General features: G+C 65.1%; 17 protein-coding genes. 14 read left to right on the top strand and 3 right to left on the bottom strand.

Going from position 1 to position 14,122, the window contains the following annotated elements; all coding sequences use genetic code 11:
* Positions 1–55 precede the first annotated feature (55 nt).
* The 4 genes from BMI86_RS06880 to BMI86_RS06895 are packed head-to-tail and all read left to right on the top strand — an operon-like array spanning position 56 to position 4,898.
* Positions 56–1,684 carry a glucan biosynthesis protein gene (locus BMI86_RS06880; RefSeq protein WP_348638951.1) on the top strand — a complete coding sequence of 543 codons (1,629 nt, stop codon included), beginning with the start codon at positions 56–58 and terminating at the stop codon, positions 1,682–1,684.
* On the top strand, positions 1,681–1,893 hold the full coding sequence (locus tag BMI86_RS06885; RefSeq protein ID WP_078540302.1) for a hypothetical protein: 213 nt from the start codon (positions 1,681–1,683) through the stop codon (positions 1,891–1,893). Before BMI86_RS06880 ends, BMI86_RS06885 begins: the two co-directional genes overlap by 4 nt.
* Before the next feature lies 1 nt (position 1,894).
* The gene (gene mdoH, locus BMI86_RS06890) at positions 1,895–3,709 is read left to right on the top strand and encodes a glucans biosynthesis glucosyltransferase MdoH (RefSeq protein WP_078540303.1); all 1,815 of its coding nucleotides are present in this window, start codon (positions 1,895–1,897) and stop codon (positions 3,707–3,709) included.
* Positions 3,702–4,898 (top strand): OpgC domain-containing protein, encoded by a 1,197-nt coding sequence (locus BMI86_RS06895; protein ID WP_168173799.1) that lies wholly within the window; start codon positions 3,702–3,704, stop codon positions 4,896–4,898. Before mdoH ends, BMI86_RS06895 begins: the two co-directional genes overlap by 8 nt.
* A 13-nt stretch (positions 4,899–4,911) precedes the next feature.
* On the opposite strand, the gene BMI86_RS06900 is transcribed toward BMI86_RS06895, so the two are convergent.
* On the bottom strand, positions 4,912–5,808 hold the full coding sequence (locus BMI86_RS06900) for a LysR family transcriptional regulator (protein WP_078540305.1): 897 nt from the start codon (positions 5,806–5,808) through the stop codon (positions 4,912–4,914).
* Between the two features lie 123 nt (positions 5,809–5,931).
* Between BMI86_RS06900 and BMI86_RS06905 the strand changes: the two genes are divergently transcribed.
* From BMI86_RS06905 to trmD, 8 genes are all read left to right on the top strand, one after another.
* Positions 5,932–6,504 carry an NAD(P)H-dependent oxidoreductase gene (locus tag BMI86_RS06905; protein ID WP_078540306.1) on the top strand — a complete coding sequence of 191 codons (573 nt, stop codon included), beginning with the start codon at positions 5,932–5,934 and terminating at the stop codon, positions 6,502–6,504.
* A 207-nt stretch (positions 6,505–6,711) separates the two neighbouring features.
* The gene (ffh, locus tag BMI86_RS06910) at positions 6,712–8,211 is read left to right on the top strand and encodes a signal recognition particle protein (protein WP_078540307.1); all 1,500 of its coding nucleotides are present in this window, start codon (positions 6,712–6,714) and stop codon (positions 8,209–8,211) included.
* Positions 8,212–8,215: 4 nt separating this feature from the next.
* The gene (locus BMI86_RS06915) at positions 8,216–8,758 is read left to right on the top strand and encodes a GNAT family N-acetyltransferase (protein ID WP_078540308.1); all 543 of its coding nucleotides are present in this window, start codon (positions 8,216–8,218) and stop codon (positions 8,756–8,758) included.
* Positions 8,755–9,051, top strand: a complete 297-nt coding sequence (locus tag BMI86_RS06920) for a chorismate mutase (protein WP_078540309.1) — start codon at positions 8,755–8,757, stop codon at positions 9,049–9,051. The genes BMI86_RS06915 and BMI86_RS06920 overlap by 4 nt, the downstream gene beginning before the upstream one ends.
* Before the next feature lie 45 nt (positions 9,052–9,096).
* Positions 9,097–9,471 (top strand): 30S ribosomal protein S16, encoded by a 375-nt coding sequence (gene rpsP, locus BMI86_RS06925; RefSeq protein ID WP_078540310.1) that lies wholly within the window; start codon positions 9,097–9,099, stop codon positions 9,469–9,471.
* A gap of 83 nt (positions 9,472–9,554) precedes the next feature.
* Complete coding sequence (gene rimM, locus BMI86_RS06930; RefSeq protein WP_078540311.1) at positions 9,555–10,061, top strand: ribosome maturation factor RimM; 507 nt, start codon at positions 9,555–9,557, stop codon at positions 10,059–10,061.
* 4 nt (positions 10,062–10,065) lie between these two features.
* The gene (locus BMI86_RS06935) at positions 10,066–10,881 is read left to right on the top strand and encodes a hypothetical protein (protein ID WP_078540312.1); all 816 of its coding nucleotides are present in this window, start codon (positions 10,066–10,068) and stop codon (positions 10,879–10,881) included.
* Entirely contained in the window at positions 10,874–11,692 is an 819-nt protein-coding gene (gene trmD, locus BMI86_RS06940; RefSeq protein ID WP_078540313.1) for a tRNA (guanosine(37)-N1)-methyltransferase TrmD, read from the top strand. The genes BMI86_RS06935 and trmD overlap by 8 nt, the downstream gene beginning before the upstream one ends.
* A gap of 49 nt (positions 11,693–11,741) precedes the next feature.
* Here trmD and BMI86_RS06945 read toward each other — a convergent pair whose 3' ends face one another.
* Positions 11,742–12,158 (bottom strand): VOC family protein, encoded by a 417-nt coding sequence (locus BMI86_RS06945; protein WP_078540314.1) that lies wholly within the window; start codon positions 12,156–12,158, stop codon positions 11,742–11,744.
* Positions 12,159–12,557: 399 nt separating this feature from the next.
* On the opposite strand from BMI86_RS06945, the gene rplS reads away from it, so the two are divergent.
* Both rplS and rpmE read left to right on the top strand, forming a co-directional pair.
* A complete protein-coding gene (gene rplS / locus BMI86_RS06950; RefSeq protein ID WP_075775806.1) occupies positions 12,558–12,935 on the top strand; it encodes a 50S ribosomal protein L19 in 378 nt (125 codons plus the stop codon).
* 11 nt (positions 12,936–12,946) lie between these two features.
* Positions 12,947–13,168 (top strand): 50S ribosomal protein L31, encoded by a 222-nt coding sequence (gene rpmE / locus BMI86_RS06955; protein WP_078522037.1) that lies wholly within the window; start codon positions 12,947–12,949, stop codon positions 13,166–13,168.
* Positions 13,169–13,253: 85 nt separating this feature from the next.
* Here rpmE and BMI86_RS06960 read toward each other — a convergent pair whose 3' ends face one another.
* Complete coding sequence (locus tag BMI86_RS06960; protein WP_078540315.1) at positions 13,254–13,964, bottom strand: YoaK family protein; 711 nt, start codon at positions 13,962–13,964, stop codon at positions 13,254–13,256.
* Positions 13,965–14,122: the final 158 nt, after the last annotated feature.

The following is a 14,122-nucleotide window of genomic DNA, read 5'->3' on the forward strand; positions in this document are numbered from 1 at the left end:
GTGCGAAGCGACTGTAATCGCAGGGAAACAGATGCCTAATTCCCGCACTGTGCAAGTGCCCCAATTCTCCCGCCGTCAGCTCCTCGCCGCCGGTTCCGCTTTTGGCGCGTTCGCCGCCGCGGGAGGCTGGCCCGGTCTTGCGCGCGCGCAAGATAGCGCCGCCCCGGCCGAACCCTCCACCGCTCCCGCCCCGACCCCCGCCGCACCGCAGCAATCGCCGTTTTCTTTCGACGATCTCGCGGCACGGATGCAGAAGGCCGCGAAGGGCGACGCCGTGCCGCCCGAGACCAGCTCGGCCGATTTTCTGAGCAAGCTGGATTACGACAGCTACCGGATGATCCGCTTCGACCCGGACAAGTCGCGCTTCGAGAATATCGAGGACACGCGCTTCGAGTTGCAGGCCTTCCATCTGGGCTGGCTGTTTAAAGAGCCGGTGCACCTCTCCAGCGTCGACAACGGGCAAGCGAGCCCGATGAATTTCTCGACCGACGATTTCATCTACCAGAGCAAAGCCCGCAAGATCGTGCCCGAACATGCCGATCTGCCGGGCATCGCGGGCTTCCGGCTGAACACGCCGCTCAACCGCCCCGATGTCATGGACGAGCTGATCGCGTTCCAGGGCGCGTCCTACTTCCGCGCGCTCGGCCGGGGTTCGGCCTATGGCCTGTCGGCCCGCGGGCTTGCCGTGAACACCGGCGTCTCCGTCGCCGAGGAATTCCCGCGTTTCACCCAGTTCTGGGTCGAGACACCTGCCTCGGGCGCGACCTCGATCACCGTCTTCGCAGAGATGCATTCGGCCTCGCTGACGGGGGCCTACAAATTCGTTATCACCCCGGGCGAGGCGACCTCGGTGGACGTGACCGCGCGGCTCTTCATCCGCGAGGACATCCAGCAGCTCGGTGTCGCGCCGCTGACCTCGATGTTCCTCTACGGACCGCGCAACCGGCACAATTTCGACGACTACCGCCCGCGCGTGCATGACAGCGACGGGCTGGCGATCGAGCAGGCCGATGGCGACAAGCTGTGGCGCCCGTTGCAGAACCCCGACAAGCTCGCCTCCTCCTATTTCGCCGAAAGCGCGCCGCAGAGCTTCGGCCTCTATCAGCGCGAGCGCGAATTCGATCACTATCAGGACGCCTCGGCCCGCTACGAGCGCCGCCCCTCGGTCCGCGTGACGCCGCAGGGCGACTGGGGCAAGGGCATGGTTCGGCTGGTCGAAATCCCCTCGAAACTCGAGGTGAACGACAATATCGTCGCCTTCTGGGTGCCCGAAGCTCCGGCAAAGGCAGGCGATGCGCTGGAATTCGCCTATCGGCTGGAATGGGGCGATCTGCCCCCCGATCCGAGCGATCAGCGCGCCTATGTGGACCAGACATGGGCCGGGACCGGCGGTGTCTCGGGCGTCGAGAACACCAAGGGCACCCGGAAATTCGTCATTGATTTCAAGGGCGGAGAGATTTCGCGCCTGCCGGCCTCGGCCGTCGACGAAATCAAACCGGTCACCCACGCGAATAAGGGCAAGATCGAAACGCAGACCCTTTCGAAGGTCGAACAGGACAATGTCTGGCGTCTCGTGCTGGATATTTCCGCCGATGGCGACGCGCCCGTGGAACTCTCTGCCACTCTTGCCGGTTTTGGACGGAACCTCTCCGAGACCTGGCTCTACCAGTGGACCAAAACATGATTTCACATTTGACGCTGCCGGAAGTGCCGGCGCTGACCGACCAGCCGCGCGCCCAGCGCCGGCTGTCGCCCGAAGACCTCGTTGCCGGGCCCGCCGCGCTGCCGGTGGCCCCGATGGCCATGCCTGCCCAACAGATCGAACCCGATCTTCGGCTGAGCACCCGGCTCGCCCGGATGCTGACCCGCCGCCCGGTCGGGGAAGGCACCTGACATGTCCGCGCTCGCGCGTCCTCGCGGCGCATTGCTGATCGGCCTGCGCGCTCTGGCGCTCGGGCTCGCTGCGCTTGCGGGTATCGGCGCCTTCGTTCTGTTCATTCAGTTCGGCCAGGCCGACGGCTTGCAGACGCTCGACGTGGTGCGCGCACTTCTCATCCTGATCTCGACGCTCTGGCTCGCCTGGGGCGCGGTGCAGGCGTTGATCGGGCTGACCTCGCGCGCCGAGCCGCCGCCGCGGGTGGACCCGCATGCGCGCATCCAGGGCCGTACGGTCGTGTTGGTGCCGGTCTATAACGAAGACCCGGTCTCGACCTTCTCGCGCGTGGCCGCGATGGATGCCTCGCTCGCCGCGACCGGCGACGACGCGGAGGTGCATTTCGCGATCCTCTCGGACACCCGCAAGGACGACATCGCTCATCGCGAGCTGCAGGTCTTCGCCCATCTCGTGGAAGAGCGTGACGCGCTTGGCCGGTTCTTCTATCGCCGCCGCACCAACAACGTCGGCAAGAAGGCCGGTAATATCGAGGATTTCATCACCCGCTCCGGCGCGGCCTATGATTTCGCGCTGATCCTCGATGCGGACAGCCTGATGGAAGGCGAGACGATCTTGCAGATGATCCGCCGGATCGAGGCCGAGCCGCGCCTTGGCCTGCTGCAGACCCTGCCGAAAGTCGTGCGGGGGCGCTCGCGTTTCGCGCGCGCGATGCAATTCTCGGCCAGCTTCTTCTCGCCCGTCTTCGCCCGCGGTCTCGCGATGCTGCAGGGCAGGACCGGCCCGTTCTGGGGCCACAACGCCATCGTGCGCACGCGCGCGTTCGCCGAAAGCTGCGGCCTGCCCGCGCTGGAGGGGCAACCACCTTTCGGTGGGCATGTGATGAGCCACGACTATGTCGAGGCGGCACTTCTGGCACGCAACGGCTGGCTCGTGCGGCTCGATGACGATCTGGAAGGCTCCTTCGAGGAAGGCCCCGAGAATATCGTCGATCACGCCAAGCGCGACCGCCGCTGGTGTCAGGGCAATCTGCAGCACGCGCGCATCATCGGCGCGCCCGGGCTGCGCGGCTGGTCGCGGTTCGTCTTTGCGCAGGGCATCATGGCCTATATCGCGCCCCTGTTCTGGCTGGGCTTTCTGGTGGCCTCGGTCGCAGCGCCCCTGTTCGTGCCGCCGCCGGATTACTTCCCCGAGCCCTATTGGCCCTTCCCCTATTTCCCGCCGTCGGAGGCCTCGAAAGCGATCGGCCTCGCCATCGGCATCTTCGGGCTTCTGCTGGTGCCGAAACTGCTGATCGCGGCGCGTGCGGCGATGAACGGCACGGCGCGCGGTTTCGGCGGCGGCAACCTCGCCTTCGCCTCGACGCTGGGCGAGCTGCTGTTCTCCTCGCTCACGGCTCCGGTGCTACTGGCCTTCGCGACGCGCTCGGTCTTTCAAGTGCTGTTCGGCGCGGATGGCGGCTGGCCCACCAACAACCGCGGCGACGGGCGGTTGAGCGTGGCCGATGGGTTCAACGCGGCGTGGTGTATCGTCGCCATCGGGGCTGCGGGCCTTGCCGTCACGTGGTGGCTCGCGCCGGGCCTGCTTTTCTGGCTGCTGCCGGTGGGTCTGCCGATGATCGCCGCCCCGTGGCTGATCTCATGGTCGTCGCAGCCCTCGCGCTCGCAGCTGATGCTGGTGCCGAGCGAAATCGACACGCCCCGCATCCTGCGTCTGCACGATGCGATCTTCACCCGCTGGGAAAACGCTTTCCCGGCCCCCGAGGGCGACCGCGCCGGTTTCGCGGACGCCCCTCACCGGAGCCCCGCACATGCGTAATATCGCGCTGATGAAACCCGGGCGCGACCTGCGGATCGACCTGTTCCGCGGTCTCGCGCTGGTGATGATCTATATCGATCACATCCCGGGCAATCTCTACGAGCATTTCACCTCCCGCAATCTGGGCTTCTCGGATGCGGCGGAGGGCTTCGTCTTCATGTCCGGTCTCGCCGCCGCGCTGGCTTACGGTCCGGCGCTCGCGAAGGGGCTGAGCTGGGAAGGCACCTCGCGGCTCTGGGGCCGAGCATGGCTTCTCTATCTCGTGCATATCCTGACCGCCGTCTGGGCGATCGCTATCGTCTCCGCCGCCGTTCAGTTCTGGGGCAACGATGCGATGCTGTCCAAGAATGCGATGAAAATCTATGGCACCGACCCGTTCGGCTTCCTGATCGGGATCGCGACGCTGGGCCACCAGCTGGGCTATGTGAACATCCTGCCGATGTATATGGCGCTCCTGTTGATGGCACCCGCGCTGATCCGGATCGGTCAGCGCAGCAAATTGGCATTGCTGGCGACCTCGGTCGGGCTTTGGGTGGCGACGGGGCTTTTCCGGCTGAACCTGCCGAACTACCCGATGGAGGGCGGCTGGTTCTTCAACCCGCTGGCGTGGCAACTGGTGTTCAGCCTCGGCATCCTGACCGGGCTGTCGCTGCGCCAAGGAAAGCGTCTGGTGCCGGTGAAAGGCTGGATCATCGCCCTCGCGGCGGGCTGGCTGGCGTTGACCTTCGTCTGGATCCACAACGGCTGGATGCTGAAGAATTTCGGCCACGCGGTCTGGCAGTTGCGCCAGTGGAACGTGCCCTTCTTCATCGCAGGCTTCGACAAGACCTTCGTGTCGCTGCCGCGCCTGTCGCACCTGCTGGCGCTCGCCTACATCCTGTCGCTGCCGGGGATCATCCCGCGCATCGCCGAGGCGCGCGTGTTGGAGCCGATCCGGATGCTGGGACGTCACTCGCTGCCGATCTTCGCACTCGGCACCGTGCTGGCAATCGCGGGCCAGACGGTGAAGCAGGTACATCCGGGCGGGTTCTGGCAGGATACGCTGCTGATCTTCGGCGGGCTCGCGCTGCAATTCGCCTTCGCCTACGGGCGCGACAATTTCGGCGCGAAGGCCGTGGCGCGACGCCGGAAGGCCCGCGAAGAGGCCGAACCGGCACCGGCCCCGGTCCGGCTGCACGCAGCCGAATAGCTCAGCTCTGGAGTCAGCTCAGGATCAGACCGTCCGAACGGGCCGCCTGTTCCTTGATCGCCTTCACGGCGGCCTGAACCTTCGGCGTCCGGTGCAAATCGACGTGGGTCACCAGCCACAGGTTGGTGTCCCAGGTATCATAGGGCTTCACCACCTCTTCGAGCGTCGGATCGGCACGGCCCATCGGCACGGTCAGGAAGCCCAAACCAAGCCCCGCCTTGATCGCATCGACCTGGCTCTCGTGCTCGTTCGCGCGGAACACGACCTGCTCGTCGGGGACGTTGTCGCGCAGCCAGCGATAGAACGGCGCGCGGCTGTCGCGGTTGTCGTTCGAGACGAAGCGATGCTTGGCGAGCTCTTCCTTGGAGCGCGGAATCCCGAAACGCTCGACATAGGCGTGGCTCGCATAAAGCGCGTTCTGCATCCGGCCCAGCGACTGCACGACGTTATCGGGCTCAGTCGGGCGGTTGCCGGCGCGGATCGCGACATGCGCCTCGCCATATTCCAGCCGGAACACGCGCTGATCGGTGAGATAGCGCAGACGCAGCCCGGAATATTCGCCCAAGAGCTTTTCCATCGCGGGCAGAACAAGCACCGAAACCGCGGTCAGCGACGTCACGATCAATTCGCCCGTGACTTCGTCGCCCGCGCCTGCGATCCGGGCGGCGAGCTGGCTGAACTGGTCCTCGGTCGCCTGCCCCACGGAGAGCAATTGCTGCCCCGCTTCGGTCGGCGTGTAGCCACGCGGATGGCGCTGGAACAGCTTGGTGCCCAGCTTGTCTTCCAGTGCGTCGACATGGCGGATCACCGTGGCGTGGTGAACGCCCAAAACCTCTGCCGCCCCCGAGACGGTGCCGATGCGCGCCACGTGGAAAGCGGTGCGGATTTCATCCCAACTGTCAAAGCTCATGCTGTGCATCCGTGAACATAATCTGCTCGATCATGCCCGTTGCGTTCTGGATTGCAAGAGACAAGTAAGGCGCAGACCGAAATTCACGACCCCACATCGAACACGTTTTACGGAGTCCTCCCCATGACTAAGACCCTTCGTATCGACAGCTCCATCAAAGGCGACGCGTCGATCTCCAAACGCCTCACCGACAAGATCGTCGAGCGGCTCGGCGGCGACGTCACCACCCGCGACGCGACCGCCATCCCCACCATCGACGGTGCGTGGCTCGGCGCGGCCTACACCCCTGCCGACCAGCGTAGCGACGAACAGAAAGAGCTGCTCGCCCTGTCCGACGAGCTGATCGCTGAACTCAAGGCCGCCGACACGCTCGTCATCGGTTGCGGCGTCTACAACTTCGGCGTCACCGGCCCCCTCAAGCACTGGATCGACATGGTCTGCCGCGTGGGCGAGACCTTCCGCTACACCGAGGCTGGCCCCGAGGGCCTCGCCGGTCCGAAGCGCGTTGTCATCGCCTACTCCTCGGGCGGCGTGCCGCAGGGCTCCGCCTTCGATTTCGCGACGCCCTACATCAAGCAGATCCTCGGCTTCATCGGCATCACCGACGTGACCGTGGTGGCCGCCGAGGGCGTGAACCTCGACGAGGCTGCGGCGGTCGCCAAGGCCGAAGAGCAGATCATCCATCTCGCGGCCTGATCCGCTCAAGCCTGCAAAGACGTCCCTACCTCCCCCGACTGGCCCCGTGGTTGACTCCGCGGGGCCTTTGTCATAGTTCACGCGAGATTTCCCCGGAGGACGAATCCCTCCGGTCCCGGCATGAGGTCGGGATCGCCACCAGTCAGCGCGTTGCGCCCACTGGTGCGCTTGTCGTTTGTCCCGGCCCCAATCACAGGAGGGTGGCCCATGTTCGAAAGTCTATCAGAGCGCCTAGGCGGCGTCTTCGACCGGCTGACCAAACAAGGTGCGCTTTCCGCCGATGACGTGAAAACGGCCATGCGCGAAGTGCGCGTCGCGCTACTCGAAGCCGACGTTTCGCTGCCGGTCGCCCGCCAGTTCATTAAGTCGGTCGAGGGCAAGGCCACCGGCGCCGCGGTCACCAAATCGGTCACGCCGGGCCAGCAGGTCGTCAAGATCGTCCATGACGAGCTGATCAAGATGCTCGCGGGCGAAGAGGCCGCCGATGCGCTGAAGATCGACAACCCGCCCGCGCCGATCCTGATGGTCGGTCTGCAGGGCTCGGGTAAGACCACCACCACCGCCAAGCTCGCCAAGCGTCTCAAGGACCGCGAAGGCAAGCGCGTGCTGATGGCTTCGCTCGACACCAACCGCCCCGCCGCAATGGAGCAGCTGCAGATCCTCGGCACCCAGATCGGTGTCGACACGCTGCCGATCGTGAAGGGCGAGAGCGCCGTGCAGATCGCCAAGCGCGCCAAGCAGCAAGCGACGCTCGGCGGCTATGACGTCTACATGCTCGACACTGCGGGCCGTCTGCATATCGACGAAGTGCTGATGGACGAGGTTCAGGCGGTGCGCGACGTCGCGAACCCGCGTGAGACTCTCCTCGTCGTCGATGGCCTGACCGGTCAGGACGCGGTGAACGTCGCGACCGAGTTCGACGAGAAGGTCGGCGTCTCGGGCGTCGTGCTGACCCGGATGGACGGCGACGGTCGCGGCGGTGCGGCGCTCTCGATGCGCGCGGTTACCGGCAAGCCGATCCGCTTCGTCGGTCTGGGCGAGAAGATGGACGCGCTCGAGACCTTCGAGGCCGAGCGTATCGCGGGCCGCATCCTCGGCATGGGCGATATCGTCGCCCTCGTGGAGCGCGCGCAGGAAACGCTGGAACAGGAACAGGCGGAGCGCATGGCCAAGCGCTTCCAGAAGGGCCTGTTCAACATGAACGACATGAAGAACCAGCTTGAGCAGATGATCAAGATGGGCGGGATGCAGGGCGTCATGGGGATGATGCCGGGCATGTCGAAATACGCTAAGCAGGCCGAAGATGCGGGCCTGAACGACAAGACGATCACCCACCAGATCGCGCTCATCAACTCGATGACCAAGAAAGAGCGCGCCAACCCGCAGATCCTTCAGGCGAGCCGCAAGAAGCGCATCGCGGCGGGCGCAGGCCTCGAGGTCTCCGACCTCAACAAGCTGCTGAAGATGCACCGCCAGATGTCCGACTCGATGAAGAAGATGGCCAAGATGGGCAAGGGCGGCATGATGAAACAGGCGATGAAGATGATGGGCGGCAAGGGCGGCGGTGCGCCGGATCTGGCCAACATGGATCCCGCCGAGGTCGAAGCTGCGGCGAAGGCGATGGGCGGCAAGATGCCCAAGGGCGGCATGCCCGGTCTGGGCGGCGCGCTGCCGCCGGGCCTGTCGGGCTTCGGCAAGAAGAAGTGACCCGATGACCGTCGCGCTCTCCCCCACCCCTGTTCTCGAGACCGAGCGTCTCGTGCTCCGCGCCCCGAAGGCTGCGGACTGGGAAGCATGGCGCGATTTCTACATGTCCGAGCGCAGCCACTGGTTCCGCCCGGTAAAAGAGCCGACCCCGGAGGCCGCATGGCGCAGTTTTGCTGCGATCACCGGCCATTGGGTCCTGCGCGGCTGGGGCATGTTCGTGATGACCGAACGCGGCTCGGATCGGGGTTTCGGCGCGCTTGGCCCCTGGATGCCCGAGAGCTGGCCCGAGGCCGAGATCGCTTGGTCGGTCTGGTCGCAGGACGCCGAGGGCAAGGGCTACGTGGCCGAGGCTGCGCGCGCGGTGATCGACCATGCGTTCCGCGACCTGAACTGGTCCACCGCGGTCAGCTACATCGACCCGAACAACACCCGTTCGACCGCGTTGGCCGAGCGTCTGGGCGCGCGCCCCGACCCGCAGGCCGCCTATCCCGGGGAGCCGCCGATCGTCGTCTGGCGTCACCCCGCACCGAAGGAGGCCGCCGCATGAGCGATGCAACCACCCGTGCCGCTGAGTTGCTGAAAGAGCATCGCGACAGCATCGACCGGCTCGATGCGGTGATGATCTACACGCTGGCCGAACGCTTTGCCCAGACGCAGGCCGTTGGCAAGCTGAAGGCAGAGCACGACCTTCCGCCCTCCGATCCCGATCGGGAGGCCAAGCAGATCGCCCGGCTCGAAAAGCTGGCGAGCGAGTCCGGGCTCGACCCGGAATTCGCGAAGAAGTTCCTCAATTTCGTGATTTCGGAAGTGATCCGGCATCACGAGAAATTCCAGAAATGACGGGCCATCCGGCCCATCACCAGCCATCCAAAGGAGACAACTGACATGGCTATGAAAATCCGCCTCGCTCGTGGGGGTTCCAAGAAGCGTCCGTTCTATTCGATCGTCGCTACCGACTCGCGCATGCCGCGTGACGGCCGCTTTCTTGAGAAGCTGGGCACCTACAACCCGCTGCTCCCGAAAGACAGCGAAGACCGCGTTAAGATGAACATCGAGCGCGTGAAGTACTGGCTCGACCAAGGCGCGCAGCCGACCGACCGCATCGCGCGCTTCCTCGAAGCCGCTGGCGAGCGCAGCAAGCCGACCCGCGCCAACATGAAGAAAGCCGTTCCGGGCAAGAAAGCCCAGGAGCGCGCCGAGCAGCGTGCCGCCAAGGCCGCCGAGGCGAACGCCGCTGAAGAAGCACCCGCCGAAGAATAATCGGCAGCTATGGATGGCTGGCGGGCCGGGCGCGATATGTGCCCGGCCCCTGCCCCATCCGATCTAGCACAGAGGATCGCATCATGACCCAACCCGAACGCGTCTGCGTGGGTGCCATCGCCGGAGCTTTCGGCGTGCAGGGCGAAGTGCGCCTCAAGAGTTTCTGCGCCGAACCCGAGGATATCGTGGGCTATGCCCCGCTTTATACCGAAGACGGCGCGCGCCAGTTCGACGTGACGCTGACGCGAGGCCTGAAGAACGGGCTTGGCGTGAGGCTGTCGGGCGTGGCATCGAAGGAAGAGGCCGATGCTCTGCGTGGTGTGACCCTCTGGGCCGACCGCGACAAGCTGCCCTCGCTTCCTGACGACGAATTCTATCATGCCGACCTGATCGGGCTGACGGTGGTCGATACCGGCGGCACCAAGATCGGCACCGTGCGCGCGGTCCACAATCACGGCGCGGGCGACATTCTCGAAATCTTCGCGCCCGGGCGCAAACAGGCGCTGCTGCTGCCCTTCACCAAGGCCATCGTGCCGACCGTGGACCTCGCCGCGCAGCGTATCGTCGCCGACCCGCCCGAGGATCTGTAATCGGATGCGTGTGATCGTCCATCCGGGCTTTCACAAGACCGGAACCTCCACGATCCAGACCGGACTGCGCGAAGTCAGCGCCCATTTGCCCGACTGGGCGATTGCGCTCCGCAAAGACATTCCCGATGCCGCCGCCGCCGCCCGCGCCTTTTCACTGACTCGCGACCCGTTCGAGCTGGGGCTCTATCAGGCCGCGCTGGCCAGTTGGGCCGACGCTCTCCCCGAAGACACCACGCAGGCTGTGATTTCCATCGAAGGGCTCGCAGGCCATATGCCGGGCCGCGATGGCGTGCTGGACTACTCCGCGACGCCCGCCCTGATGGGCGCACTGGCCGAGGTCTTCCAGGCGAAATACGAAGACGCGCTGGAGTTGCAGCTCTTCCTGACCACGCGCGAAAAGACCGCGTGGATCGAGAGCCTGCATTGGCAGCATGTGCGCAGCGGCATGTTGACGGACTCGCTCGACACCTTCCGCACCCAGCTGTCGGGCTTCGACCTCGCCCCCGTTCTGCGCGAGATCGTGAGCACTGTGGACCCCGCCCCGGTGACATGGGTGATGCTCGACGAAGCCCGCGACAATCCCCACGGCCCGCTGACGCCGCTGCTCGATCTGATGGGCGTCCCCCCCGAGGTGCGCGCGTCGCTGGGCCTCGGGATCACGGCCAATGCACGCCCGCGGAGGGTGGACCGGGCGGCGCTCGCCGACCAACTCGCCGCAATCAACGCTGAAGGGTTGCCGCGCGAGGCCACAAAAGAGAAAAAGCGCGCCATATTGCGAGCCGCATGGCGCGAAGAGGCAGAGGCGAAATCCGATGAGTGACGACAAACCTAAGCTCGCGACCAAGTCGCATGGCCGCCTGACGATCTCGCCGACGCGCAAGCCCAGCTCGCTGATGGACGAGCCGCCGCGGCTGAAAGGCGCGTGGACCGCGAAGATCGTCACGCTCTTCCCCGAAGCCTTCCCCGGCACGCTGGGCCTGAGCCTTCTGGGCCGCGCCCGCGATCTGGGCCTCTGGGCGCTGGAGACGATCGACCTGCGCCCCTTCGGCATCGGCAAGCACCGCAATGTCGACGACACGCCAGCGGGCGGCGGCGCGGGGATGGTACTGCGCGCCGATGTGGTGGGCGAGGCGCTCAAGCAGGCCGCCCACGGCACGCCGGATGACCGTGCGCGCTGGCCGGTTGTCTATCTCTCGCCGCGCGGCAAGCCGCTGACGCAGGAGATGGCGCGCCGCTTCGCCGAGGCTGACGGCATGACGCTTCTGTGCGGTCGCTTCGAGGGCGTGGACGAGCGCGTGCTGGAACATTTCGGCGTCGAGGAAGTCTCGATCGGCGATTTCGTCCTGACGGGTGGTGAGGTGGCCGCCCAAGTGCTGATCGACGCCACCGTGCGGCTGCTGCCGGGCGTTCTGGGTAATGCCGAGAGCGCGGTCGAGGAAAGCCATTCCAGCGGGCTGCTGGAGCATCCCCAATACACCCGCCCCGCCGAATGGGAAGACCGTTTGATCCCCGAAGTGCTGACCTCGGGCAACCACAAGAAGATCGAAGAGTGGCGTCGCGAGATGAGCGAAAAGCTCACGCAGGAACGGCGGCCGGATCTATGGGAGAAACATAAAGGGGGCGGCAGCTAAGAGGCCGAATTAACTGATGCTGCGTCTGGCTCTATTGCTGGCGCCCGCGTTAGCCATCGCGCCCCGGTTCATCAGGATCGCTGGAAAACAGCGCGATCTTGTTGCCGTGCGGATCACGAAGATAGCCAACGTAGAAGTGCGGGCCATAAGCAGCCCGAAAACCAGGCCGCCCGTCGTCGGAGCCGCCCGCGGCTAACGCGGCATCATAAAGGTCCCGGACCTGTTTCTGCGATCGCGCCTGAAACGCCACCATTGCGCCGTTCCCAGCCGATGCAGATTGCCCGTTGAAGGGGGATTTGACGTAGAAATCAGGCTGAACGGAGGACTGACCTGGTTCTTCGGGCAAGATGTAACTCAAGTCTCCTTGGTACTCTTCCAGCCGATAGCCAAGACTTGGGAGAAAGGCCGAGTAGAAGCGTTCTGCCTTCGCGATGTCGTCTGCTCCAACGGTCACGTAAGCGATCATATTGTGGCGTTCCTCCAGGAGTCGTGGCGATGGCGATGGGACCGCGGTTAGACGCGAAAGTAGCATAGTCGGAAGCGGCCTTTGCAACAGCCCTGGCGAAAGTTCACTTTGTCCCGCAAAGCCGAAGCACCCCCACTTCCCCCTTGCCACATTGGTCATTTCCCCGTAATACGCGCGGGTCCGGAGCCGGAATCGGCCCTCGGACCCTTTTGCTGTTGCCCGGCGGAGCCTTCTTCGGTCCGCGACACGGCACCGGCGAAGGGCGCAACAAGCGAAAGACGACCTGAAACCTCCCGCGGGCGCGACCCTGAAAAGGCGACCGGACCCGATGAAGACGCGGAGCTCTGAGGCGGCGAAACCTTCACGGGACAAACCGTGAGCATGTGAAAGGACGTTGCGATGAACCTGATCGCACAGCTCGAGGCGGAACAAATCGCCGAGCTCAACAAGACCATCCCGGATTTCAAAGCCGGTGACACCATTCGCGTCGGCTACAAAGTGACCGAAGGCACCCGTTCGCGCGTGCAGGCCTATGAAGGCGTCTGCATCTCGCGCAAGGGCGGCGACACGCTGGCGGCTTCGTTCACCGTGCGCAAGATCTCCTTCGGCGAAGGCGTGGAGCGTGTGTTCCCGCTGTATTCGACCAACATCGACTCGATCGAAGTGGTCCGCCGTGGCCGCGTGCGTCGCGCCAAGCTGTACTACCTGCGCGCACGTCGCGGTAAGTCGGCTCGTATCGCCGAAGACACCCACTACAAGCCCAAAGCTGCGAAATAAGGAGCGGGACGATGAAAGCCGAAACCCATCCGGACTACCACACGATCACCGTCAAGATGACCGACGGGACCGAGTATCAGACCCGCTCGACCTGGGGCTCCGAGGGCGACACCCTCACCCTCGACATCGACCCGACCTCGCACCCGGCGTGGAACGGTGGTTCGTCGCGCCTCATGGACACCGGTGGTCGCGTGTCGAAGTTCAAGAACAAATATGCTGGCCTCGGCTTCTAAGCCTAAGCTGCATGACTGTTACGGAAAAGGGCGCCTCGCGGGCGCCCTTTTTCATGCGCGCGCCTTTCGCTCATAGCGGCAAGGCTCACCGTCCCCCGCGATAGACTTTGCGCAGCTCCGGCACGGCGATGACGATCAGCAGCGCCGCCGCCAGCGCGAAGACCATCGGGCCGATGCGCTCATATCCCAGCACGCCTGCAATCCCCCCCGCGAAGAACGAACATAGCGTCGCGACATGCAGCAGAAGCCGCGAGCGAAGCACCTGCCTGGCCTCCGCATCGCGCGCGCCCGGCAAAAGCGCCGCAAGCTCCAGCCCCAGATCGGTCGCGATGCCGGACACATGGCTCGTGCGCACCCGCCCGTCCGAGATTTTCGTGCTCGCCGCGTTCTGCAGCCCCATCAGGAAGCTGAGCCCGATCATCATCAGATGCTCGCTCATCGCCGCAGCCCAGACCATGTCGAGGATCGTCAGCACGATCAGCAGCCCAGCCTCCAGCAGGATCGACAGCGCGTAGATCCCGTGCAGCCGCCGGCGCTGCCCCACGTCGATCAGCACCCCGGAGGCGAAGGCCCCGAAGACGAAAGCTAGAAGCAGCAGCAGGAACCAGATCGCCGTGCCGAACCGCCCCAGCGCGAGCAGGTCGGTCGCGGTCGAGACATTCCCGGTCATGTTGGCCGAGAAATACCCCAGCGCCCGGAACCCGGCCGCATTCACCGCGCCCGCGACCAGCGCCAGCCAGACCGCCAGCGCGAGGTCGATCGAAACGCTCCGATCGTCTCCGGCATGTATCAGCACCGCTGCCCCCTACGCTCGCTCCGCCTCGCCCCGACTATCGACGCCACCCGCGCAAAAGCAAGCCTTGGAGGCGCGGCGCAATGCGCCTCGTTTCGTGATTTGCCCCCGAAAGGCCCCGCTTCCACAGTCACGCGCGATTTCAGACAATTGATAGGAGC

It is taken from the genome of Thioclava sp. DLFJ5-1 (assembly GCF_002020115.1).
Taxonomy (GTDB): Bacteria; Pseudomonadota; Alphaproteobacteria; order Rhodobacterales; family Rhodobacteraceae; genus Thioclava; species Thioclava sediminum.

Excerpts from the sequence above, each read along its gene's own strand:
- BMI86_RS06885 (WP_078540302.1), top strand. The coding sequence starts at position 1,681 with ATGATTTCACATTTGACGCTGCCGGAAGTGCCGGCGCTGACCGACCAG.
- mdoH (WP_078540303.1), top strand. The coding sequence starts at position 1,895 with ATGTCCGCGCTCGCGCGTCCTCGCGGCGCATTGCTGATCGGCCTGCGC.
- BMI86_RS06895 (WP_168173799.1), top strand. The coding sequence starts at position 3,702 with ATGCGTAATATCGCGCTGATGAAACCCGGGCGCGACCTGCGGATCGAC.
- BMI86_RS06900 (WP_078540305.1), bottom strand. The coding sequence starts at position 5,808 with ATGAGCTTTGACAGTTGGGATGAAATCCGCACCGCTTTCCACGTGGCG.
- BMI86_RS06905 (WP_078540306.1), top strand. The coding sequence starts at position 5,932 with ATGACTAAGACCCTTCGTATCGACAGCTCCATCAAAGGCGACGCGTCG.
- ffh (WP_078540307.1), top strand. The coding sequence starts at position 6,712 with ATGTTCGAAAGTCTATCAGAGCGCCTAGGCGGCGTCTTCGACCGGCTG.
- BMI86_RS06915 (WP_078540308.1), top strand. The coding sequence starts at position 8,216 with ATGACCGTCGCGCTCTCCCCCACCCCTGTTCTCGAGACCGAGCGTCTC.
- BMI86_RS06920 (WP_078540309.1), top strand. The coding sequence starts at position 8,755 with ATGAGCGATGCAACCACCCGTGCCGCTGAGTTGCTGAAAGAGCATCGC.
- rpsP (WP_078540310.1), top strand. The coding sequence starts at position 9,097 with ATGGCTATGAAAATCCGCCTCGCTCGTGGGGGTTCCAAGAAGCGTCCG.
- rimM (WP_078540311.1), top strand. The coding sequence starts at position 9,555 with ATGACCCAACCCGAACGCGTCTGCGTGGGTGCCATCGCCGGAGCTTTC.
- BMI86_RS06935 (WP_078540312.1), top strand. The coding sequence starts at position 10,066 with ATGCGTGTGATCGTCCATCCGGGCTTTCACAAGACCGGAACCTCCACG.
- trmD (WP_078540313.1), top strand. The coding sequence starts at position 10,874 with ATGAGTGACGACAAACCTAAGCTCGCGACCAAGTCGCATGGCCGCCTG.
- BMI86_RS06945 (WP_078540314.1), bottom strand. The coding sequence starts at position 12,158 with ATGATCGCTTACGTGACCGTTGGAGCAGACGACATCGCGAAGGCAGAA.
- rplS (WP_075775806.1), top strand. The coding sequence starts at position 12,558 with ATGAACCTGATCGCACAGCTCGAGGCGGAACAAATCGCCGAGCTCAAC.
- rpmE (WP_078522037.1), top strand. The coding sequence starts at position 12,947 with ATGAAAGCCGAAACCCATCCGGACTACCACACGATCACCGTCAAGATG.